Source organism: Taurinivorans muris (genome assembly GCF_025232395.1).
GTDB classification, from domain to species: domain Bacteria; phylum Desulfobacterota; class Desulfovibrionia; order Desulfovibrionales; family Desulfovibrionaceae; genus Taurinivorans; species Taurinivorans muris.
Genome location: NZ_CP065938.1, coordinates 1,154,155 through 1,176,175 on the forward strand (window position 1 = coordinate 1,154,155; position 22,021 = coordinate 1,176,175).

A 22,021-nucleotide genomic window follows, 5' to 3' on the forward strand; every position below is an offset into this window, starting at 1 on the left:
GCCAAACTTGTTTCAATGGTGGAGGCGAAGGGAATCGAACCCCCGACCCTCTGCGTGCAAAGCAGATGCTCTCCCAGCTGAGCTACGCCCCCGATTTGTGGTGGGCCTGGAAAGACTTGAACTTTCGACCTCACGCTTATCAGGCGTGCGCTCTAACCACCTGAGCTACAGGCCCTTTTTTTGCTTGGTCTTTGCCCTTTCTGCTTCGTCTGCTTCATTTTTTGCTCGGTCATGTATGTCGTGATACACTCCCGTCTCAAAAAATTCAGCTTCCTCGCATAAAACGCAAATACCGGCGCAAAAGTGTGAAGTTATCCAGTTGTGACCTTCCAGATTTTTCTGCCGGTCTTCAATATAATGAAAACCTGATGAAATTTCCCTATGCCAAACAAAAACCTTCACAGCCCTGCAAAGTTTGCACTATGTGGTCTCTTTACAGGATTTCAGACAATTCGCAAATCGCTTTGCGCATTGTGATTGAAGAACGAATGGAATGCTCTTAAAGGAGGTGATCCAGCCGCAGGTTCCCCTACGGCTACCTTGTTACGACTTCACCCCAATCATCGGGCCTACCGTAGACGATTGCCTCATTGCTGTTAGCTCATCGGCTTCGGGTAAAACCAACTTTCGTGGTGTGACGGGCGGTGTGTACAAGGCCCGGGAACGCATTCACCCCAGCATGCTGATCTGGAATTACTAGCGATTCCGACTTCATGGAGTCGAGTTGCAGACTCCAATCCGAACTGAGATGCATTTTTTGGGATTAGCCTGACCTCGCGGTTTCGCAACCCTTTGTATGCACCATTGTAGTACGTGTGTAGCCCCAGGCGTAAGGGCCATGATGACTTGACGTCGTCCCCACCTTCCTCTCCGTTAACCGAAGCGGTCTCCCTAGAGTGCCCAGCTTCACCTGCTGGCAACTAAGGACAGGGGTTGCGCTCGTTGCGGGACTTAACCCAACACCTCACGGCACGAGCTGACGACAGCCATGCAGCACCTGTCTTAGGGTTCTCCGAAGAGCACCCCAACATCTCTGTTAGGTTCCCTAGATGTCAAGCCTGGGTAAGGTTCTTCGCGTTGCATCGAATTAAACCACATACTCCACCGCTTGTGCGGGCCCCCGTCAATTTCTTTGAGTTTCAGCCTTGCGACCGTACTCCCCAGGCGGGATACTTAACGCGTTAGCTACGGCACAGAAAAATACTCCCCTGCACCTAGTATCCATCGTTTACAGCGTGGACTACCAGGGTATCTAATCCTGTTTGCTACCCACGCTTTCGCTCCTCAGCGTCAGTTATGTGCCAGATAGTCGCCTTCGCCACTGATGTTCCTCCAGATATCTACGGATTTCACTCCTACACCTGGAATTCCACTATCCTCTCACACACTCCAGTTTGCCAGTTTCAAAGGCAGTTCCCACGTTGAGCGCGGGGATTTCACCCTTGACTTGACATACCGCCTACGAGCGCTTTACGCCCAGTAATTCCGATTAACGCTCGCACCCTCCGTATTACCGCGGCTGCTGGCACGGAGTTAGCCGGTGCTTCCTTTGCAGGTACCGTCAATTCACTGCTGATTAGCACAGTGACCGTTCTTCCCTGCTGACAGAGGTTTACGATCCGAAGACCTTCATCCCTCACGCGGCGTCGCTGCGTCAGGCTTTCGCCCATTGCGCAATATTCCCCACTGCTGCCTCCCGTAGGAGTCTGGACCGTGTTCCAGTTCCAGTGTGACTGATCATCCTCTCAGACCAGTTAACCATCGTCGCCTTGGTAGGCCTTTACCCCACCAACTAGCTAATGGTACGCGGACTCATCGGAAAGCAACAGCATATGCAGAGGCCGTCTTTCCCACATACGTTTATATGTAGTGTATCCGGTATTAGCAACCGTTTCCAGCTGTTATTCCGAACTTCCCGGTAGATTATCCACGCGTTACTCACCCGTGCGCCACTTTACTCATACCCGAAGGTACTTTCACGTTCGACTTGCATGTGTAAGGCACGCCGCCAGCGTTCAATCTGAGCCAGAATCAAACTCTCCAGTTAAAAAATATGATTCCGTCTGAATTACAATAATTCAAACAATTGAACTCAAAGCTCTTTATTTTATTCCATTTCGCTCTTCAATTGTCAATGACCCGTCCCAACCGACCTACGCCGCCGGAACCATTCTTCGGCCAACCTGCATGGTATCGGCCCGCACAACCCCGAAAAACTCAAAAACAAAAGTCCGTATCCCTAAACCGCTTCCACGGTTTGCAAACCCGGAATTTCTCCGCTCCCTGCCGGACCGGCAAAGAACCGTTCTGAAATTTCTCTCAGTCGCGAAGTGCGTTTATGCACTATTTCATTCCCGCTGTCAAGAACTTTTTTTCAAAATTTTTAATATTTTTTCAAAATGCCCTTTATTCCTTGAAATCCCTCAAAAAAAACTTCTCGGAAAAAGCTCCTAGAAAAAGCTTCCTACAAAAAAAACTCTCTAAAAACCCCAAACAGGAAACTCCCTTATCCCCCTTAATTGCAAACTTGTCAACTTAATTTTAAATTTTTTACAGTTATTGTTTTATAAGTAATTAATACGGCACATTACCCTCCTCACTCTCGCTTTCCTTTCTGCCAGCTTTATCAGTTTATCTATATATACACCCATTTTCATTTTATCAAAAAAAGTCAATTTGTCTTTAAAATTTAATACGTTACATGATATTTTTTCATTTAACTATTTAATTTTATTAACAATTTTTATATTTTAACTTGACAGAATATCTGTTTTGCAAAGATAATATCTTATTCTTTATTTAATGTTAGGAGTTTTCATGAAAAAAACTGCACAGACATCAACTTCAAAATCAACAAAACATACTCATAAAGAAAAGAAACATAAACAAACCGATAGTTCCTCTTTCCGGCAGTCCTCTTTTTTTGCATTTCCTTATACCGACTCCCAAAATGAAACCCTTTACATACAAAATGAATTGCAGGCAGATGATAATTTTATCCACAGTCCCATATACACCTTTCAAAAAACACATAAGCCCTTGACATGGTGCTATTCAATTACGCCTGTGCATTTGCGAAACATGGATATCATCTGTAAAATTTTCGGGCGCAGCCGTTACACCGTCAAACAGTGGGCAAAAGAAGGCGCACCGATCGTCTATGACGGAGTGAGTTATATTTCAGAATATAACGCTCTTTTTTCCTGGCTCCTCAATTATTATAAAGACACTATGCTGCAATAAATGAATTATCACAAAAAACAGACAGCAAACAAAAGCCCCTCAAAAGAGGGGCGGTTGCACAATCAATTATCCATAAAACAACATATCACAATAAATCAAATAACAGCGCCTATTATTCAGAAACAATTTCCGCTTTTGTAATGACAACGGCTGTTTTAGGAACATCATCAAAATATCCGCGGCTGCCGGTTTCAACTTTTGCAATGGCATCGACAACATCCTGCCCTTTTACCACTTTTCCGAAAACAGCGTATCCCCAACCGGAAAGGGTAGGAGCTCTGAAATTCAGAAAATCATTATCTTTTACATTGATAAAGAATTGTCCTGTTGCGGAATGGGGGTCTTGAGTACGAGCCATGGCAATAGTGTATTTATCATTTGCAAGCCCGTTATCAGCCTCATTTTGAATGGGCTGGCGGGTTTCTTTTTGGTTCATATCGGCATCAAAGCCGCCGCCTTGAATCATAAAGCCGTCAATAACACGGTGGAAAATAAGTCCGTCGTAAAAACCGTCTTTAACATATTGTTCAAAGTTTGCGGAAGTAATCGGAGCTTTTTCCGGATTGAGTTCAAGAACAATATCACCCATGGTTGTTGTAAGTTTAATCACTGGTTTTCCTCCTGCCTGCGCTTCTCCCGCCGTAAAAAGCATAAAAGCCAAGCATAATGAAATTAGTATACGCATGGTCATTCTCCAAGCAATATTTTTATCAGTATACGTTAAATTTAAAACATTGCAAAGAAAAAAGGTGGTCTCCCACCTTTTTCTTATTTTACAATTTCAAAAGACAGGGGTTCAAACTCATCCTCAACTTTTTTGACAACGACTTTGCATCCGTCAGGAATTTGCCCGCCGATAATACCGCGTGCAAGACGGGTTTCCAGTTCATTTTGCAAATACCGTTTGAGCGGACGTGCCCCATAAGCCGGGTCATAGGCTTCATGAGCGATAAAGCGTTTTGCCTCATCAGAAAGTTCCAATTCAATTTTGCGTTCCGCAAGACGCTTACGCAAGCGTCCAAGTAACACGTCAACAATTTTAACAACCTGATTTTCAAGCAAAGGAGAGAATAAAACAGTTTCATCCACACGGTTCAAAAATTCCGGACGGAAGAATTGCTTAAGCTGCGCCATTACGGAATCTTTCAGTCCTTCTTTGAAAGAACCGTCTTGATTTATACCCTCTAAAATCATGTTTGAACCGATGTTGGACGTCATGATGACGATGGTATTCCTAAAATCAACCGTTCTTCCTTGGCTGTCGGTAAGCCTGCCGTCATCAAGCAATTGCAGCATTGTATTGAACACGTCAGGATGAGCCTTTTCTATTTCGTCGAGCAAGACGACGGAATAAGGCTTACGGCGCACAGCTTCCGTCAATTGTCCTCCCTCATCATACCCGATATATCCCGGAGGCGCACCGATAAGGCGTGATACCGAATGTTTTTCCATATATTCGCTCATATCAAGGCGCACCATATTATCTTCCGTATCAAACAGCGCCTCTGCAAGGGCTTTGCAAAGCTCTGTCTTACCCACGCCAGTGGGTCCCAAGAAGATGAAAGAAGCCAAAGGACGCATAGGGTCGGAAAGCCCCGCTCTCGCCCGAAGAACAGCATCCGCCACAAGCCGTACCGCAATGTCTTGTCCGACAACGCGTTTATGCAGCACGTCCGGCAAAGCAAGAAGTTTCTCCCGTTCTGACTGCAAAAGGCGTGTTACGGGAATACCTGTCCATTTCGCCACAATGGCAGCCACATCGTCAGGATGAACTTCTTCCTTCAATAAACGGGGTTCGGCTGCTTGTTCCGTATTGCCATGCTTTTCAAGCTCTTCAAGGCGTTTTTGCAAATCAAGCAAAGTGGAATATTTCAATTCCGCGGCTTTTGCCAAATCATAATTGCGTTCAGCTTCAGAAATTGAAAGCTTTACCTTGTCGATTTCCTCTTTTATTTTACGTACCGTGTCAATGGAGCCTTTTTCTTGTTCCCATTGCTCACGGAGCAAAGTTTGTTTCGCCTTGAGCTCGGAAAGTTCTCCCTCAAGCCTTTGCAAACGCTGCATAGAAGCGGAATCAGTTTCGCGGCGCAAGGCTTCTTTTTCAATTTCAAGCTGCATTACCTTGCGGTTGGCTTCGTCAAGTTCCGTCGGCAGGCTGTCAATTTCCGTACGGATCATTGCCGCGGCTTCATCAATGATATCAATGGCTTTGTCAGGCAGCTGACGATCGGGGATATAGCGGATACTGAGCGTTACCGCCTCGACAATCGCGGAATCGCTGATACGGACGCCATGATGCAATTCAAACTTGTCTTTTAATCCGCGCAAAATGGAAATAGCGTCTTCCTGACTCGGCTCATCAACCATGACAGGTTGGAAGCGGCGTTCAAGCGCGGGATCTTTCTCGATATATTTACGGTATTCATCGATAGTTGTCGCCCCGATACAATGCAGTTCGCCGCGGGCGAGCATGGGTTTGAGCAAATTGCCCGCATCCATTGAACCTTCTGTTTTGCCCGCACCGACAATGGTATGCAGTTCATCAATGAAAAGAATGATTTGCCCGTCGGATTTTTCAACTTCAGACAAAACGGCTTTCAACCGTTCTTCAAACTCTCCGCGGTATTTTGCACCGGCAATGAGCGCCCCCATATCAAGAGCGATCAAGCGTTTATTTTTCAAGCCTTCCGGCACGTCACCCTTGACAATGCGATGAGCAAGCCCTTCAACGATAGCCGTTTTGCCTACCCCCGCTTCCCCGATCAAAACAGGATTGTTTTTGGTACGGCGGGAAAGAATGCGGATAGCGCGGCGGATTTCCTGATCACGCCCGATGACAGGGTCAAGTTTTCCCTTGCCTGCCGCTTCAACCAAATCCCGTCCGTACTTTGAAAGAGCCTCGAACGTATCTTCAGGATTAGGGCTTGTTATTCTATGAGGCCCGCGCAATTCTTCCGCAGCTTTCATGAAAGATTTTTGTTCAATGCCGTATTTTCTGAAAACATCGCCGAGCAAACCGCTGGGGTTCGGACCGATGAGTTCATAAAAAACATGTTCGACACTGATATATTCATCCTGCATTTTTTTTGCCAGCATTTCAGCTTGCGCAAGAGCTTTGTTGACACGGGTTGTGACATGTATGCTTTGCGTATCGCTGCCGGGACCGCTCACACCGGGCTTTTTGGCGAGCAGCTGTTCAATATCCTGTTTGAACTGCAAAATGTTTACGCCCATTCTCTGCAAAATGGACGGAATAAGTCCTTTTTCCTGTTCCAAAAACGCATAAATCAAATGCTCGGCATCAATTTCCTGATGTTCTCTGGCAAAAGCTATGCTTTGCGCTTGTGAAAAAGCTTCTTGAGCTTTTTGTGTCAATCTATTGATATCCATAATATTTTTCCTCTTATTCTCTTATTATTCCAATGCGTTGCGCAGCTGCGCCAATTGATTTTCCAAATCATCGATTTTTTCCAGCAAATCCACGATCATCGCTCCCGCATGACAAGGCAGTTCAAAATCCCTGCAAAGCCTGTCCGCTTTGCGGACTTTGAAAATATCATTGGAGCTCAATAAGAATTTATCTGCTTCTATTGGCTGCAACCACCCAATATCAATATATTCCCTGCATTTTTCCTCTTCAATTTCCGCTTCCTGAATAAATTCCATGAATGAAAGAAAAGTAGAATTTTCCATTTTAATTTCCTTCCTTATTCACCTTGGGCAGTCAAGCCCGCAAGTTCCTTCCATAAGGATTTTTCTTTTTCACCCATTGTTTCAAGGCTCGGAGTGTCAATATCGATGACAACATATTCATCTCCTTTCGCCCCTATTCCTTTCCCCTTTAAACGAAGTTTCTTGCCGCTCTTGATTCCAGCCGGAATATTGAGCTCAACTTCGCCCTCAAGGGTGGGAACACGAAGTTTCGTACCAAAGACTGCTTCCGCAGGCTTGATAAACATTTGGCAGCTGATGTCAAAGCCGTCACTTTTGAATTTCGGGTGCGGGGCATACTGAACGGTCAAATACAAATCGCCATTGGGCGTGCCCGCCCTGCCTTGTCCCGCCAAGCGGAGTTTCGCTCCGTTTTTTATTCCCGCGGGGATGTTGACATTCAGCGATTTCGTTTCACCGCCTTGCTGGTTCAGTGTAAAATGCTTCGCTCCGCCTTTATGGGCTTCCTCCAAACTGATTTGCACGGTTGCTTCCACATCATGTCCTTTACGCTGACGTTGGTAACCGCCAAAACCGCCGTTATTGAAAGCGCCGCCGCCAAAGCCGCCGTGCTGACCGAAGAGCATTTCAAAGAAATCGCTGAAATCTCCGCCGCCAAAACCGCCTTGTCCGCCCTGAAAATTAAATTGGAAATTTTCAAAGCCTGGAGCGCCTTGGAAGTTTTGCCCGTCTTTCCAGTTCGGTCCGAGTTGGTCGTACAATTTCCGTTTTTGAGGGTCTTTCAAAACTTCGTGGGCTTCGTTGACTTCTTTGAATTTTTCTTCAGCCTTGCTGTCGCCTTGATTCAAATCCGGATGATATTTACGTGCAAGCTTTTTATATGATTTATCAATTTCTTCCGTCGTCGCAGTTCTTTCAACTTCCAAAATCTTGTAATAATCTTTATATGAAACTGACATATTTTCCCTCTATCTGCTTATATTATCACTATTAATGCTCTTTTTATCCTTTTTATATTAAAATAAATAAGAGCTTTTTTACCATTGTCAAGACTTTGACAACTAATTTAAAAGACAATAAATTCAAATAAATAAAAAAATTTTTTAAACAAAAAAATGCTTTGCCTTTCTTAAATCTATGAGTATACTGTCGGAACGTACCGAGGTGAATATGGACCAAAAAGAATGTATAGAGCCGACACTGACAGTTCTGCTCCAGCCCGAAGAAGAAACCCGCATCATTCCGCGCCACAAAGCGAAAAACGTCGCCCGGCTCATTCAGTTCTTAGGCTTGCGTCCGTATACCGCAATGGTTGTGAGGGAAGGCATTCCTTTAACACCCGATGTTCCCCTTTACCCCAATCAAACCGTCATAGTCCGTAAAGTAATGTCTTCAGGCTGAAAACTATGCATTACACTATCATTAATCTAACCCGCTTCGGTGATTTGCTGCAAACTGCCTGTACTATTTCCGCTTTAAAAAACAGCGGTGAACATAAAATTTCCCTTATCTGCCTGAACCAGTTTACTGATGTCACCCAATTCATTCCCCATCTCGACCATGTTTTCGATTTTTCGGGAGCAAAGCATTTAACCAATTTGCATGCCGGAGATTTTTCCCGCTGGGTCGAAAGTTATCAGGAAATCATGGAATGGGTAAAAAAATATCATCAGGAATTTCAAACAGATTGTATCATCAATCTTACCCCGACCATAAAAACAAGGCTTCTTGCCAAACTTTTAAGCCAATATAAAGGCAATATCCAAGAAATCGGATTTTGCGTGAATGACTTCGGATACATATACAATACGAACGTCTGGACAAGCTACACCCAAGCCGTGACGCAGTTCCGCGGCGGAAGCCCTTATAATTTGATTGACGAATTCCGCTCCATGCTCGGTCTTGCCCCGGAGCAATACCGTTTAAAAAAGCCGGAACAACACCGTCTTGATGCCGCCCGAAAGCTTTTAACAGAATTTTCCGAACCTTTTCCGGACACAAGAGGCTTTGTCGGTTTTCAGCTGGGAGCAAGCAACCCTATCCGCCAATGGGATACCGAACATTTTGCCAAACTGGCGGCACTGATTTGGCAAAAAGAAAAATTTATTCCCGTTTTGCTCGGAACAAAGCAAGAATTGGTACTGGCGGAAAATTTTTCCCAGTACGCCGACCCTGCGGTTCCTTATTTCAATTACTGCGGAAAAAGTTCCCTTCAGGAACTCGGAGCCATGCTCTGCCAATTGACGGCATTGGTCAGCAATGACACCGGCACATTGCATTTGGCGACAGGACTTAACGTGCCGGTCATAGGAATTTATCTGGCAACAGCCCAAGTTTGGGATACGGGACCTTATGGCTGCAAGCAAATATGCCTTGAGCCAAACCTTGCCTGCCACCCCTGCAATTTCAACGCAACGTGTCAAAATAACCATATTTGCCAAAAACAAATCTCCGCTGAAACGGTTTTCAATGCGCTTTGCCACCGTTTAGGACCTGACGGTTCAAAAACTGTCCGCACGTCTTTGGAAGAAGAGAACACAGCCCGCATTTGGGAAGGATTTTTCCAGCATGACGGCTTTATCAACTATAAACCTTTGCATAAGGAACATGATATCCGTTCGCTTTGGATGCAATGCCAAAGACTTTTTTATAAAAATCTTCTCAACAAGCTGCAAAACGGCAGCGAAAACACCTATCCCGATCTATGCATTGACAACCAAAAACTGTTGCCGGCAAAACTTGAAATAGAAAAACTGCAAGCCTTTGTTTTGTTGGCAAGGGAACAAGCTTTTTTATTTTCCAAAATACCTGTACAAAAAAATCAAGAAAAATTCCTTGCTTCAACCCAAAGGGTAAAAATTTTTCTCAAACAATCACAGTTTCTTATTCCTCTTTCTTTGCTTTTTGAGCAGCTTCTTCAGGATAACGCCCAAAGCATGGAAGAAATCATCCACTTTTTTGACATTTTAAAAGAAGAATTGACATTATTTTCTCTTTTCCTCAAATCTGACGCTGAAAAATAAATATTGGCACATATTTTGCTAATATATTTTCAAAAATATGCATACGGAAAATTTTTCCAACATATTTAAGCACATTCATGACCTTTGGAGGGAAATATGATTTATATTAATGGTCAAAAAAGCGAATTTGAACTTAACCAATTTTCAAATTTTGAAGAAGTTATCATTGCAACCAACGCAGCTTGCAACAACGCCAACGAAATTATTACGGAAGTTCATTTAAATGATGAACTTTTCCAAGAACTCTATCCGCACCAAGCAGAAGACATTGAAATCAGCGAAGTGAAAAAAGTTGAAATCACTTCCATAAAATATATTGAAATGGCTTCTCAAATTGTCACGGAACTTTTCAAAGTCACGTCTTCTATCCGCATCGCCTCAACCCAAGCCTCCGAATCACTACGCCGCGGAGACGATATGGACGCGCTTGCAACCATTACCAATATGACCGAAGTCATCCGCAATTTTTTAAGCATGATTGCTTGTTTCCAATCGGATTTCAATGCGCCTGTCACGGCAGAATATGAAAGCCTTTCCGAAAAATACAACCAAATCCTTCTTGAAGTGAACGACGCCATGGAAAACGAAGACTGGATTCTGGTTGCCGACCTTTTGGGATTTGAAGTCGCACCTCTCTGCTCAGATTGGGACACCTATCTGACTTCGCTCCGTTTCTTCTTCAACTCTGAAATCAATACGGTTTCTCAATAATACACCCGAAATTCTCAAAAAACAGGTTTCAGAAGACAGGTTTATGATGAGCAGCTTAACGTTACTTGACAGAATGCTTATCATTGCTCAATTTGAGCTTGAAGCAATGCAGCAAGGAGATGTGGACGGAGCAATATCTTTTTTTGAGGAAAGAGTTGCCCTTCTTGACCAGTTACAAGTAAATCAAGACGAAAATTCCGAAGATTGTAAAATGAAATTGCTTGCCCTCCAAGGTTTTCATCAAATCATTTATGAAGAAGGGCTGAAACTCAAAGAGCAAATCAGACAAAATCTTCTTGAATCAAGAGTTCAGCGTTCAGCAAGCAAACGATATGCAAATGCTCGAGGATTAAATTTTTACCGCTAAGAAAAGGAGAACGAATCCGAATAAAAGCCAAAACACATAAAAACACACGCTATCCCTAAAAAAGGCTTCATACGAAGCCTTTTTTCATTGCGATTTGGCGGAAGCGTATAGGAGTCGAACCTACCTTAGACGTTTCCGCCTAACAACAGTTTTGAAGACTGCGTGCCACACCGGTGACAATACACTTCCAATAAAAAACATATATTAAATTTCATCCCAAAGTTCAACCGGAATTTTAAGCACGGCTTTCTTTATTTTCTTGGGACTGTCGCCCCTATCGTCAAGCAGGAGGCTCTTATGCGCCTCATAAGGGAAAAAAACCGCGCAATTTCCTGTTTCCACATAATAAACACAATTTTTTTCAGGAATATCAGGAAAAAATCCCGCATCGTTCTCTTCCGAATAGTTGCCTGTTCCTATGAACAATGAAAAAAACGCACCCTCGATTTTTTCCGTTCCGCTCAAAGTGCAATGAACGTCAATATATTTCTTATGATATTCATAGGCGTTGTCGGCTTTGAGTTCCGCACTCATGATATTGTAAAAAGCCCCGTGGCAAAGCCGGTATGTCCCGTCTTTTTTTTCATAAGCGCTTGGATATTCATGAATGAACTGCAAAATAACTTCCCGCCACTTCGCCCCTTTTCCGTAATTTCCTATGCTTTCCAATCGGTCAAAAAACATGCTTCCCCCTATACGTAATCGCTCATGCCGCGGACAGCCTCTAAAATATTAGGCAATTTTCTGATTTTATCCATAAGCTGATACAAATGCACGGCATCCGTAACTTCAACGGTGAAATCGACTTCAGCCTTTCCGTCAATGGTGCTTGTCAAAATCAGGCTTTCGATATTTACGTCGGAATTGGCAATTTCAGCAGAAATAGAAGCAAGCAGACCTTTTTCGTTTTTAGCGGAAACTTTGATTGTCGCAGGAAACGGTCTGGGCTCTTCATTTTGCCATGTTACGGAAATGAGCCGTTCCGGCTCCAAATCCAAAAGGTGCGGGCAATTGGACAAATGGACGATAACCCCGCGCCCGCGGCTGATAAAGCCGACAACCTGATCACCCGGAACCGGCTTGCAGCATTTTGCAAAATGCACCAGAGTATCGTCAATTCCCTTTACGACAATACCGCCGGTATGGTCCTTATTGTCAGCGGTCGAAGGCTTTGTCGGCGTATCTTGCGGTTCAATGTTTTTAGGGTCGATCAACGCCTGTAATTTGGTTAAAATCTTTTTAGGGGTGAACTTCGCATACCCGACGCTTGCGAACAAATCGTCAACACTGGAAGCGGAAAATTCAGAAATCAAATCGCTCAAGGTTCCGTCTTTCACTGCGCGGATAACGTTAATGCCCATTTTCCGCCCTTCTTTTTCAAGCATATCCCTGCCGAGGGCGATGGCTTTTTCCCGTTCCTCCGTACGCAGATAATTCTGAATTTTGGAACGCGCTTTTGAAGTTTTTACCAGTTTCAGCCAGTCACGGCTCGGATAACGGTTTTTATCCGTAATAATCTCAACCGTATCCCCGCTTTTCAGTTTTGTCGAAAGGGGAACGAGCCGTCCGTTGACTTTCGCGCCCACACAGTGGAAACCGACATCGGTATGGATTAAAAATGCGAAATCAAGAGGGCTTGCGCCGTCCGGCAATTGCTTTACCAAACCTTTTGGCGTGAACACGTAAATTTCATTGCTGAAAAGGTCAAGACGCAGCGTGCTCATAAACTCGCGGGAATCCGCCTCATCGCGCTGACGCTCCAAAATATCCCGTATCCATTGCAGCTGCGGCATATCCCCGGCTTTAATGGCATGATTTTTATTATTTTCCTTATAAAGCCAGTGGGAAGCGACCCCGTGTTCCGCAAAATCATTCATTTCCTCGGTACGGATCTGAATTTCAATGCGCTCCCCTTCAGGACCTATCACCGTACTGTGCAAACTTTGGTAGCCGTTAGCTTTCGGTAAAGAGATATAGTCTTTGAAACGCCCCGCAACAGGACGCCACAAGGCATGCACCAAACCCAGCACGGCGTAACAATCACGCAGTTCCTTCACAATAACGCGGAATGCGATAATATCATGCATTTCATCAAGAGCGGAGCCCTGCGCCTGCATTTTCAGATAAATACTGTATACCTGCTTGATACGCCCGAAAACACGGCCCGCAATGCCATGTTCAGCCATGATTTCTTCAATCTTGGAAATGACTTTGCTGATGATTTGACGCTCGACAACCTGGTTCGTTTCAAGCCAATTTGCAATATGGGCATATTTATCGGGCTGCAGATAACGGAAACTCAAGTCTTCAAGTTCCTGCTTTATCTTATGCAGCCCCAGGCGGTTCGCAAGCGGCGCATAAATATCCATGGTTTCCTGCGAAATGGAAATTTTTTTATGGGGCTTTTGAAATTGCAGTGTCCGCATATTATGCGTCCTATCCGCCAATTTCACAATGGGAACGCGGATATCGTGACTCATTGCCAAAATCATTTTACGGATATTTTCAGCTTGGGCTTCTTCCTTCGTATCAAAAGTCATCATATTGATTTTGGTGACACCGTCAACAATATCGGCAACTTGCTCGCCAAATTCCTCATCCAGTTCTTCGATGGACGCATTGGTGTCTTCAACCGTGTCATGCAAAAGCCCTGCCGCGATGGTATGTTCGTCAAAACCCATTTCCGCAATATTTTTCGCCACAGCCGCAGGATGGATAAAATAAGGCTCACCCGACATTCTAAGCTGTCCGGCATGGGCGACTGACGCAAAATCATACGCTTTTTCAATCAGTTTCGTATCAACCTGAGGATTAAATCTTAACGCCGCCTGAACGATCTCTTCAGCAAGAACAATGTGATTTGCGGCATCATCATTCTTTGCGGAAGAAGATTGACCGGCAATCAAAGCGGAAGACTTTTCCGCCGTATCCGCTGAAGACGCGGAACCGTTTTGTTTTTGTCCGGTATCATGCACATGTTCTGATTCTGCCATATATCTATCCTTTTCAAGTCACTTAACGTATTTTTACTGCATATCGCAACAGTTGTCAAAAGAATACTATTGCAGAAAAGCGGGTATCCACCATTTTTCCATATTATGGGTAATTCCGGAAACGGCGGGCTCTATGCCTTGAAAACGTTTCTGCACCATTGGCAAGGCATAGGGGACATACAAAAATAAATAGGGTTGTTCCTCATGCAAAATTTCCTGAAACCTGTCATAATATTTTTTCCGTATTTCCCTGTCTGTCGACGCGCGGGCTTTCTCCAAAAGCATATCCGCTTCCGCATTTTTAAAATACACGAAATTCAGCCCGTTTTGCCGTATGGCGGATGAATGCCAAACGCTGGACACATCAGGGTCTTCCAAAATGTTCCATGCCAAAATCACAGCGTCATACCGCCCTTTCATCACAAATTCATTAATGAACGTCGCCCATTCAACAGTCCGGATTTTCATTTCAATTCCAACTTTCGCCCATTCCGCCTGCAAAATGAGCAAAACATTTTCCCGTTCCTTATTGCCTTGATTAAGCAAAACGGTAAAAGAAAAACGCTGTCCGTCTTTTTGCAAATACCCGTCTTTTCCTTTTGTCCAACCCGCTTCCGCAAAAAGTTCCAATGCTTTTTGAGGGTCATAGGCGTAACTTCCTATGTTTTTATTATATACCCACGTATCAGGCTTGAAAGGTCCTATGCTTTTCTCCCCAAGTCCGAGCAAAGCCCCTTTTATCACATCATCCTTATTGGTTGCATGGGCTAAAGCCTGACGCACGAGCCTGTCTTGAAAAAACGGGTGTTTCAAATTAAAACCGATAAACGTGTATCCGTTGGCGAGATATTTGTATTTCTGCCATTTTTCTTCCCATTCCTTTCCTTGAGTCTGCAGCAGATACTGCTGCGTCGTCAGCCCCAAATAATCGACTTTTCCCGCTTTCGCCTCCAAAAAAATCGTTGTCACATCGGGAATGATCCTATACACGAACCGGTCGATATACGGGCGTCCCTCAAAATATCGTTCATTCGCTTCAAGTATAAGATACGAGCCAGTTTTCCATTCCTTTAATTTGAACGGACCCGCCCCTATGGGATTTCTGGAAAAAGCCGTTTGAGTAATGGTTTCATGTTCCAATACATGCTTCGGCAAAATCGCCATCATCCACGTGATGACAGCCCGGGCATACGGTTCCGCATAACGGACTTCAAAGGAAAATTTTCCTGTCTGCTTAAATTCTTTAACCAGTAAGCAATCGGCGGCATAAGGCGTCGGCGTATCGGGATCGATCGTCAGCCGGTATGTGAAATAAACATCGTCAGCGGTCAGCTGTGTTCCGTCCTGCCAGTAAATATCGTCCCGCAATTCAAAGCGGAACAGACGCCCCTCTTCCAAAATTTCAAATTTTTTTGCCGCAAGCGGAACAATATTGTATTCCTTGTCGTATTTCAAAAGCGAGGTGTACAAAAAACCGGCGATTTCATGGGAAGCGGAATCGGCAGCCAAAATAGGGATTAAATTAGAAGGTTCGCCGATACTTGCCAAAACAAGGCTTCCTCCATATTCCGGTTCTTCCGGGATTTCAATACATTCAAGAGAAAGAGCCTTGTCCGTTTTCGGTTCGCTTTCGGAACCGCAGGAGCAAAGAACGAAAAAGAAACATGCGCCCAAAAAAATTTTTAAAAAATTTTTATTCATGCAAATACCGGTAAAAAATTATTTTTTATAAATCATTTCTATATATTGTAATAAAACTGTTTTTTGTTTCAGACAATAATATTCCTTAAAAATAAATATAACAGACTTAATACTACTTGAAAAGCAAAAGATTATGCTGTAATAATAAAAAATCGTTTTAACTAACACAATTAAAATATCTTCCCTTTAAATTTAAGTCTAACCCTCTTACTATTTAATGCACCCTTCTAAAAAAGACTAAAAAAGGTTAAGGTTTATAATGAGTAGACGCCATGAAAGTACATTATGCTCCGCACTGGAACATTTCATTCAGCAAACAATTCCTGAATATATCACCGACACAGGAAAAATGATTGTTGCAGAAAATGGAATCAGCAATCTGCTTTGGCATATGGAAGATACATACAGCCAAGCAAGCTGCACCGTGCACGGAGAAGATTTCCAAGCTTACAGCCCGACCATCACCATCCGGCTGAGCGATAAGCATGTCGAATATCAATGCAACTGCATGGAGTCTTTCGGAAGTCCCTGCCGCCACGTGGCGGCGCTCGCCCTCAGCGCGCTGTCCTCCATAGATGTTTCTCAGGATACCCCCAGCGAAACCACGAGTATACGCCCCGAATGGCGGCAAAGTTTCAGAAATTTCTTTGCGACAAGTTCCGAACCGGAAACCGGCAGGCATTATTTCCTTTTTAGATTTTTCCCCGAACCCGGACGCTTATCCGTTGAATTTTACCGCGCAAGACAAAACAAAACAGGACTTTCCACTGTCAGGCAGGCTGTGACCCTTGAAAATATTTTGCAAAATCCTGACTGGTGCGACTATTCCCCCGAACTTCCCAAAGTTTTAAAACAAATTGCGGAATACCTCGATTATTACGGACACAGGGTCGAAATTCCGGACGGGCTCTTATCTTGGTTTTTTTGGGCGCTGCGCAATGAAGAATATATTTTTTGGAAAGATACGGAAAAACCTTGCACCATCGAAAGTTCAACCATGGACTTGAAACTGCGTCCGTCCCTTGACGACGACGGTCTGCGTTTCGATATCATGCTCCAAAAAGAAGAAAAGAAACCTTTTTCCATTCAATGGGATGAAGACAGACCCGACCAAACCGTCGCGACATTCCATGGGCAAATTCCTCTTTGGGTATGCTGGAACCAATGCTTTTATCCCGTACAGACCTGCCTGAACCATGATGTCATCCAATCGCTGGTACAAGCCAGCCCCGTTATTCCGCAAGAAGATATTTCAGAATTTTTAGACAGGGTTTGGACGCGTCTTCCTTCTTCGGAACTTTATGAACAGGAAGAATTTCTGAAAATCATGGAACCGGTATTCCAGCCGGGAAGCTATAATCCGAAGCTCTTCCTTGATGAGGAAGGCAGTTTGCTCACGCTTGAAATCCAAAACATTTATGAGAGCATACACGGGGAATTCATTCTTCCGGGCCCTAACCCCGACTTTCAAACGGGAAGCTATGTTTTTGAGGGGCAAACTTTCCTTCTGCGGCGCGCCCAGGATGAAGAGGCTTCCCTTTTATCCCAGCTTTCCGAAATGCGTTTTCAACCCCGTAACAACAAACTTTGGTTCATGGAGCCTGAAGAAGCCATTTCTTTCCTTTTGGACTCCTATCCGACCCTGCTGCAAAACTGGCGGGTATACGGGGAAACCACCCTTTCACGCTACAAAGTCCGCACGACCACGCCGACCATCAATGCCAGCGTGCAAAGCAATGAACAAGAAAAATGGTTCTCCCTCGATGTCAATGTGGAATACGAAGGACAAAGCCTGCCTCTTGAAAAAATTTGGAAAGCCTGGCTCAAGGGAAAACGCTATGTGCAATTAAAAGACGGCTCATATGCGAGTTTGCCGGAATCATGGCTTGAAAGGCTTGCCCATAAGCTGAAAGTCCTCGGTCTCGACCCCAACAAACCACCGAAACATCATTTCAAACAATTTGAAGCGCCCGTTCTTGACAGTATTCTGGACGATTTGCCCAACACCATTGAAGATTCTTTTTGGAGCAAATTGCGCGACAATATCCGTCACTTTAAGGAAGTGGAACAAATCCAAACACCTAAAGGACTTAATGCGTCTTTGCGCCCATACCAAATCCAAGGTATTTCCTATCTCAATTTCCTTGACGAATATGGTTTCGGCGGTATTTTGGCTGACGAAATGGGTCTTGGCAAAACCATACAAACGCTCGCTTTCATTCAGCACATGAAAAACAAAGGAGCTGTCGGTCCGAACCTCATTGTCGTTCCGACTTCCGTTCTACCGAACTGGGACCGGGAAGCCGAAAAATTCGTGCCTGATTTGAAACGTGTCATTGTTTACGGCACGCGCCGTGAAAACATTTTCCGGAAAATCGCGGATGCCGACATTGTCATCACCACCTACGCCCTTTTGCGCCGCGACCTTGAAGAACTGGAGCAATACGATTTCAACTCCATTATCCTTGATGAAGCGCAAAACATCAAAAACCCCAACACCATAACGACAAAGAGCGTCCGCAATATCCATGCCCGCATGCGTCTTTGCTTATCAGGTACGCCTATCGAGAACAACCTTTTTGAATTATGGAGCCTGTTTGAATTTCTTATGCCGGGATTTCTCGGTTCGCAGCACGCTTTCCAACGCGGCATTATCAAACCCATCAAAGAGGGCGACACCGAAACCCTCGATTATTTGCGTACAAGGGTGAAACCCTTTATTTTACGCCGTACCAAAGCCGAAGTTGTCAAAGATCTGCCTCCGAAAGTGGAAAGCGTCACCTACTGCGCCATGTCGGAAGAACAAACGGAACTCTATGCTTCCCTCGCCCGCAAACTGCGTGAACAGGTGCTTGCCGACGTGGACGAAAAAGGCATGGCGAAAAGCCAGATGTCCATTTTGGACGCCTTGCTCAAATTGCGTCAGATTTGCTGCCATCCGAAACTTCTCAAAATGGATATGCCGGGATTTAGCACAAATATTTCTTCCGGAAAATTTGAAACCTTTAAAGACATGGTTATCAACCTTGTGGAAGAAGGGCATAAAATCTTGGTATTTTCCCAATTTGTGCAAATGCTGCAGCAAATCAGCGCTTGGCTGCAAATGACGGATATTCCGTTCTGTTATCTCGACGGTTCAAGCAAAGACCGTTTGGAACAAGTGGATAAATTCAATAACAGTCCTGATATTCCTATTTTCCTTATTTCCTTAAAAGCGGGCGGCACGGGGCTCAACCTCACCAGCGCGGACTATGTCATCCACTATGACCCATGGTGGAACCCCGCTGTCGAAAGCCAAGCGACAGACCGCGCACACCGTATCGGACAGGCAAAACAAGTTTTCTCCTATAAGCTGATTTGCCAAAATACGGTTGAAGAAAAAATCCTCAAATTACAGGAAATGAAACGGGGCGTCGCCGAAGCTGTCATTCCGGGACAGGATTCGTGGAAATCGCTTACGCGGGATGATTTGGAAATGCTCTTTGAAGTGTAAATAAAAAAACTGCCTGCGGGCAGTTTTTTTATTCCGTAAAAGTATTCTCAGGAAACATATCAAAAGGAATGACCACGATAAAATTGTGCAAAACCGAACGTGTCCACTGCAGCACTTCGTAATAATTGTTATCAAGCAAATACGATGAACTGGATAAAAAATAAATTTGCCCCTCGGACAAGAAAAGGTAATGGGATAAAAAAGCGGCGACGCTATGTTCATCACTTAAAGCAAGCGTCAGCATGATACTGTAAATATGGTCCAACGCCCCCTTGTCCCTTTTATATTGAATATACACATTTTTTCCCGCGCATAAATTCTCATACATTTTTTCTTCCCAAGCATTCCTTTCCTTCGGGGCGGGCGGGTCGACCCTTGCAAAACTCTGATAAACCGCTTCCAACGATTCTTTTACAAAAGACAACTGCAATTTCTGCAAAGGGATACGCTTATGCAAAATTTGCGACATGCGGTAAAAATACACCATTCCCAAAATATTGTCATAATGCCCGCGTTCCAAATCCTGTTTGGACATAGTCGGCAAATAAACTTCCAGCAATTCCGCCTGTTCCGGGATTTGTTTCTTCACCTCTTCAAAAAAATCCGGAAACTGTTCTTTCACGGGAAAAAAATCCAATACCTTATTTTTAAATATGGTGGTGAGCTCCGCATCAATATCACGCGTGATTTCATGAATATTGGGTTTTTCCTTTTCTTTGCCGGCATAACAATACGGAATAAAAGAAAAATTCAAAAACATAAGTAAAAAACAAATATATTTCATAAAAAATTAAACTCTTCAAAAATATTTTAAAATATTGTAAAAGAAATCCATTCAGAGAGCAAGATAAGAAAAAAGGAAAAAAAATGTCAGCATACACTGAGGAATGGTTAAATTCCCTGCTCGTCCAACAAGGTTTATCGGAACATACGATATCGGCATACAGACAAGATTTGGAAACGCTGCACGCTTTCACAGACCAAAACAAAAGCCCGCTGGATACACTTGACGAAGACGACTTATTGCTTTTTTCAATTTTTTTACGCCAAAAAGGAGACAGCAAACGCACCATCGCAAGACGCTTATCCTGCATACGGAAATTTTTCGCATGGCTTTTCGAGGAAAAACATATCGGCAAAAATCCTGCGGAACTGCTGGACAGCCCCAAAATCCCCCTATATTTGCCCGAAGTTCTGAACATGGAAGAAATACAAAAAATACTCTCTGCTCCCAACCCTGCAACCAAATTGGGACAGCGGGACACGGCGATCCTGCATTTGCTCTATGCCTCCGGCGTGCGCGTGAGCGAACTTATCAATATAAAACCCACAGACATAGATTTTCAAAAAGGCATTATCCGTGTTTTCGGCAAAGGCAAAAAAGAACGCCTCATCCCCATACATGGCTTAGCCCTTTCCGTTCTTACCGATTATCTGCAAAACACACGCAAACAATTCATCAAAGACATTCCCGGCGATGCCGAACTTTTTTTAAACCGTTCCGGCAAAAAACTCACCCGCCAAGCCATTTGGAAACTTATTAAACGCTACGGACAGTCAGCTGAAATCCAGGGGATTATTTCTCCGCATACCTTGCGCCACAGTTTCGCCACCCACCTTTTGGAAGGCGGAGCGGATTTAAGAACGGTGCAAATTTTGCTGGGGCACAGCGACCTTACCGCAACAGAACTCTATACCCATATTTGCCAGCAAAAAATTCAAGAAATTTATTCCCGCGCACACCCCCGCTGCGGGGTAAAATAAAGCCCTTTTCCAACAAGATGAAAAGGGCTTTGCCTGAGCTTGCTCTCTCTAAAAACGTTCCGGCTTCTGTTCCCGGCTGAGAAGATATTGCAACCCGTCTTGCGGGGTAAATTCACCGTCTAAAATTTTCTTCATGGTATACGTTATGGGCATTTCAACCCCAAGATTTTGCGCCATGGCATATACGGCATGCGTTGTCGCCACGCCTTCAGCGACGCTGTTCATGCTTGCTATGATCTCATCGATTTTTTCACCTTTGCCAAGACGCAGACCGACTTGCCTGTTTCTGGACAAATCCCCGTTACAAGTCAGCATCAAATCACCGATACCCGACAAGCCCATAAATGTTTGAAAATTCGCTCCCATAGCCAAACCAAGCCGGCACATTTCCGCCAAACCCCGCGTCACCAAAGAGGCTCTGGCATTGTCGCCATAGTTCAAACCGTCGCTCACGCCGGCCGCTATCGCATAAATATTTTTTATCGCTCCGCCAAGTTCCACACCCAAAACATCGGTAGAAGAATAACAACGGAAATATGGCGTCGTGAAAATATCGCGCAAATGCACGGCACGGCTTTCATCTGCGCAGGCAAGCGTACAAGCCGTGGGCATATCGAGAGCCACTTCCTTGGCAAAGGAAGGTCCTGACAAAACAGCGTAACGGGCTGATTCATCCTCCAAGCCGAAAATTTGCGGAACAACCATCGATAAAGGCAAAAGTCTTTTCAAATCAATACCTTTTGCAACATTTATCAATGTTGTCATTTCTCCGAAATAAGGAACGAAACGCGGCAGAAGTTCCGCTTGTTTTTGGCAAGGCAAAGCGATAATCCAATACTCGCACCCGGTCAGCACCCCGAACTGCGTTGTCGCCTCAATCCGTTTGCAGAGCTTTATTCCTGACAGATACTTGCTGTTTTCATGTATCGTGTTTATGGACTTGGCGACATTTTCATCACGCAGGACAAGATGCGTATCATGCCCTGATTTTGCAAGGACATGGGCTAAGCACGTGCCGAAATTGCCCCCGCCGAGAACAGCTATATGCATACGA

The 22,021-nt window shown here is 44.4% G+C and carries 17 protein-coding genes, 3 tRNA genes and 1 rRNA gene; 8 read left to right on the plus strand and 13 right to left on the minus strand.

Translation table 11 applies throughout. From position 1 onward, the window contains the following. Positions 1 to 16 precede the first annotated feature (16 nt). Positions 17 to 92: transfer RNA gene (locus JBF11_RS05405), tRNA-Ala, on the minus strand. A gap of 6 nt (positions 93 to 98) precedes the next feature. Beyond that, a tRNA-Ile gene (locus JBF11_RS05410) sits at positions 99 to 175 on the minus strand. Between the two features lie 193 nt (positions 176 to 368). Between JBF11_RS05410 and JBF11_RS05415 the strand changes: the two genes are divergently transcribed. After that, on the plus strand, positions 369 to 503 hold the full coding sequence (locus tag JBF11_RS05415) for a hypothetical protein (RefSeq protein ID WP_334314481.1): 135 nt from the start codon (positions 369 to 371) through the stop codon (positions 501 to 503). Here JBF11_RS05415 and JBF11_RS05420 read toward each other — a convergent pair. Continuing rightward, positions 502 to 2,047 (minus strand): 16S ribosomal RNA (locus tag JBF11_RS05420). The two genes, JBF11_RS05415 and JBF11_RS05420, sit on opposite strands and share 2 nt — an antisense overlap. Positions 2,048 to 2,817: 770 nt before the next feature. On the opposite strand from JBF11_RS05420, the gene JBF11_RS05425 reads away from it, so the two are divergent. Further along, positions 2,818 to 3,243: a hypothetical protein gene (locus JBF11_RS05425; RefSeq protein WP_334314482.1), complete on the plus strand. Its 426-nt coding sequence runs from the start codon at positions 2,818 to 2,820 to the stop codon at positions 3,241 to 3,243. 112 nt (positions 3,244 to 3,355) lie between these two features. Here JBF11_RS05425 and JBF11_RS05430 read toward each other — a convergent pair whose 3' ends face one another. The 4 genes from JBF11_RS05430 to JBF11_RS05445 all read right to left on the minus strand — a co-directional run bounded on the left by JBF11_RS05430 (position 3,356) and on the right by JBF11_RS05445 (position 7,874). Continuing rightward, positions 3,356 to 3,928: a peptidylprolyl isomerase gene (locus tag JBF11_RS05430; RefSeq protein ID WP_417168614.1), complete on the minus strand. Its 573-nt coding sequence runs from the start codon at positions 3,926 to 3,928 to the stop codon at positions 3,356 to 3,358. Positions 3,929 to 4,011: 83 nt separating this feature from the next. After that, on the minus strand, positions 4,012 to 6,633 hold the full coding sequence (gene clpB / locus JBF11_RS05435; RefSeq protein WP_334314483.1) for an ATP-dependent chaperone ClpB: 2,622 nt from the start codon (positions 6,631 to 6,633) through the stop codon (positions 4,012 to 4,014). A gap of 24 nt (positions 6,634 to 6,657) precedes the next feature. Then, positions 6,658 to 6,936 (minus strand): chaperone modulator CbpM, encoded by a 279-nt coding sequence (locus JBF11_RS05440; RefSeq protein ID WP_334314484.1) that lies wholly within the window; start codon positions 6,934 to 6,936, stop codon positions 6,658 to 6,660. Between the two features lie 14 nt (positions 6,937 to 6,950). Continuing rightward, entirely contained in the window at positions 6,951 to 7,874 is a 924-nt protein-coding gene (locus JBF11_RS05445) for a DnaJ C-terminal domain-containing protein (RefSeq protein WP_334314485.1), read from the minus strand. A 211-nt stretch (positions 7,875 to 8,085) separates the two neighbouring features. On the opposite strand from JBF11_RS05445, the gene JBF11_RS05450 reads away from it, so the two are divergent. The 4 genes from JBF11_RS05450 to JBF11_RS05465 all read left to right on the plus strand — a co-directional run bounded on the left by JBF11_RS05450 (position 8,086) and on the right by JBF11_RS05465 (position 11,016). Continuing rightward, on the plus strand, positions 8,086 to 8,316 hold the full coding sequence (locus JBF11_RS05450) for a ubiquitin family protein (protein ID WP_334314486.1): 231 nt from the start codon (positions 8,086 to 8,088) through the stop codon (positions 8,314 to 8,316). A gap of 5 nt (positions 8,317 to 8,321) precedes the next feature. Next, a complete protein-coding gene (locus JBF11_RS05455; RefSeq protein WP_334314487.1) occupies positions 8,322 to 9,938 on the plus strand; it encodes a glycosyltransferase family 9 protein in 1,617 nt (538 codons plus the stop codon). A gap of 96 nt (positions 9,939 to 10,034) precedes the next feature. Next, complete coding sequence (locus JBF11_RS05460; RefSeq protein ID WP_334314488.1) at positions 10,035 to 10,649, plus strand: DUF8043 domain-containing protein; 615 nt, start codon at positions 10,035 to 10,037, stop codon at positions 10,647 to 10,649. Between the two features lie 43 nt (positions 10,650 to 10,692). After that, on the plus strand, positions 10,693 to 11,016 hold the full coding sequence (locus tag JBF11_RS05465) for a hypothetical protein (protein WP_334314489.1): 324 nt from the start codon (positions 10,693 to 10,695) through the stop codon (positions 11,014 to 11,016). Between the two features lie 95 nt (positions 11,017 to 11,111). Here the strand turns inward: JBF11_RS05465 and JBF11_RS05470 are convergent. The 4 genes from JBF11_RS05470 to JBF11_RS05485 all read right to left on the minus strand — a co-directional run bounded on the left by JBF11_RS05470 (position 11,112) and on the right by JBF11_RS05485 (position 15,710). Further along, positions 11,112 to 11,205 (minus strand) — tRNA-Sec (locus JBF11_RS05470). 15 nt (positions 11,206 to 11,220) lie between these two features. Next, positions 11,221 to 11,700 carry a NanQ anomerase/TabA/YiaL family protein gene (locus JBF11_RS05475; protein WP_334314490.1) on the minus strand — a complete coding sequence of 160 codons (480 nt, stop codon included), beginning with the start codon at positions 11,698 to 11,700 and terminating at the stop codon, positions 11,221 to 11,223. Positions 11,701 to 11,708: 8 nt separating this feature from the next. Continuing rightward, positions 11,709 to 13,871: a RelA/SpoT family protein gene (locus tag JBF11_RS05480; RefSeq protein WP_417168633.1), complete on the minus strand. Its 2,163-nt coding sequence runs from the start codon at positions 13,869 to 13,871 to the stop codon at positions 11,709 to 11,711. 204 nt (positions 13,872 to 14,075) lie between these two features. Next, positions 14,076 to 15,710, minus strand: coding sequence for a peptide-binding protein (locus tag JBF11_RS05485; RefSeq protein ID WP_334314492.1), 1,635 nt, complete (start codon positions 15,708 to 15,710; stop codon positions 14,076 to 14,078). A gap of 259 nt (positions 15,711 to 15,969) precedes the next feature. Here JBF11_RS05485 and JBF11_RS05490 point away from each other — a divergent pair, with 259 nt between their 5' ends. Beyond that, the gene (locus JBF11_RS05490) at positions 15,970 to 19,203 is read left to right on the plus strand and encodes a DEAD/DEAH box helicase (protein ID WP_334314493.1); all 3,234 of its coding nucleotides are present in this window, start codon (positions 15,970 to 15,972) and stop codon (positions 19,201 to 19,203) included. A 28-nt stretch (positions 19,204 to 19,231) separates the two neighbouring features. On the opposite strand, the gene JBF11_RS05495 is transcribed toward JBF11_RS05490, so the two are convergent. Then, positions 19,232 to 19,987, minus strand: coding sequence for a hypothetical protein (locus JBF11_RS05495; RefSeq protein ID WP_334314494.1), 756 nt, complete (start codon positions 19,985 to 19,987; stop codon positions 19,232 to 19,234). 83 nt (positions 19,988 to 20,070) lie between these two features. Between JBF11_RS05495 and xerD the strand changes: the two genes are divergently transcribed. Beyond that, a complete protein-coding gene (gene xerD, locus JBF11_RS05500) occupies positions 20,071 to 20,967 on the plus strand; it encodes a site-specific tyrosine recombinase XerD (RefSeq protein ID WP_334314495.1) in 897 nt (298 codons plus the stop codon). Positions 20,968 to 21,015: 48 nt separating this feature from the next. On the opposite strand, the gene JBF11_RS05505 is transcribed toward xerD, so the two are convergent. Then, the gene (locus JBF11_RS05505) at positions 21,016 to 22,017 is read right to left on the minus strand and encodes an NAD(P)H-dependent glycerol-3-phosphate dehydrogenase (RefSeq protein ID WP_334314496.1); all 1,002 of its coding nucleotides are present in this window, start codon (positions 22,015 to 22,017) and stop codon (positions 21,016 to 21,018) included. Positions 22,018 to 22,021 lie beyond the last annotated feature (4 nt).